Raw genomic sequence first — 1,236 nt, forward strand, 5'->3', positions numbered from 1 at the left:
AGGCGGGTGTGCACCTTCACCCAACGAAGGTCGTCTACGTTGAGAACGACTCACCGCGCTACGATCTTTACAAGTACTGCGCTTACCTCTTGGCAAAGCGCGTTGGCGCGGGCGAGCCATTTCCGGCACCCGTGCAAGGGCCACATAGCTAGTCATTCAAGCGGACGCTTTCGGCGCGGCTCAGTTCACGAGTTGGTCGGTGTCCGCTTCTGGCCGGAAGCGGACATGGGAAGTTCGGTCCCCAGAGTGGTGAATCCATCCGATGCCACTCCGTGAAGTCCTAGGTGCTTGTCTCCTCTGCACGCGTTCTGGACCGTGACGTGCCAGGGCGCTTAATGCCTATCAGACGACCAAGTGGCGGGCCTTCAGCCCGCTCAGTGCCAACGCACTCAGCGCACGGGTCGGGGCGGCGCACGCGTCAGCGTGGATCGTCACCGGGTAGCCCACCGCCTCCGGCGAGAGGGCTGTGTGAGTGACGCAATGCTGGGTCATCATGCCGACCAGATCGATGGTGTCCACCTTGTGCTGCCGGAGCAGCTCGGCGAGATTGGTTCGCAGAAAGCTATCCGCCTCATGCTTGACCACCAAAGGGGAATTCCGCATCGCCGATTGAATGGACGGATGCAGATCGGCGCCGACGCTGCCGGTCTCGAAGAAGGGCGCGCCAGCGGGTGCCTGATGCTGTACGACCACGACCAGATCGTTGTTGCCGTGCGCGGTCTCGATCAGTACCAGCGCACTCTGGAGTGCTTCCTCCGCGCCTTCCAGCGGGAAGTGGCCGCCAGCAAAGTAGTCATTCTGGATATCAATCACAATGAGCGCTTTCATACATCCTCCTTTAGAAGTCGATGACTTCGCCATCCTGCGGAATGACGACACTGCTTTCGATGCCCTTTTCGATGACGTAGTCCTGCAGGTCGTAGCGGCTGACGCTCATGTGATTGACCGCATCCATGTGTACAGCCACGATCCTGGCGTTGGGAGACATCTGGTGCACGCGCAGCGTATCTTCCTTGCCCATGATGATGCCGGTATTGAATCCATCGATCCGCGCATCGCCCGTGTTGAGAACCACCACGTCAGGCTTGAAAGTCTTCAACGTTTCGCGAACTTCGGCTTCCCAGACGGTGTCGCCGGCCACATACACCGTCTTCAGACCAGCCTGCTGGAAAACAAAGCCCATGGTTGCGCCGAGCAGCTTGCCCACCTCGGGGATGGCGTACATTTCCTCCGAGC

Annotated in this window: 2 protein-coding genes; both read right to left on the reverse strand. The window is 59.7% G+C overall.

What is annotated here, in order from left to right; all coding sequences use genetic code 11:
* Positions 1 to 342 precede the first annotated feature (342 nt).
* Positions 343 to 828, reverse strand: a complete 486-nt coding sequence (locus AC1VAN_RS22325) for an isochorismatase family protein (protein WP_137190678.1) — start codon at positions 826 to 828, stop codon at positions 343 to 345.
* 10 nt (positions 829 to 838) lie between these two features.
* Positions 839 to 1,236, reverse strand: a 398-nt coding sequence (locus AC1VAN_RS22330; RefSeq protein WP_480986802.1) for an MBL fold metallo-hydrolase, incomplete at its 5' end; no start/stop codon positions are given.

The sequence above is a fragment of the Stenotrophomonas sp. 05L44_2 genome, from assembly GCF_056665995.1.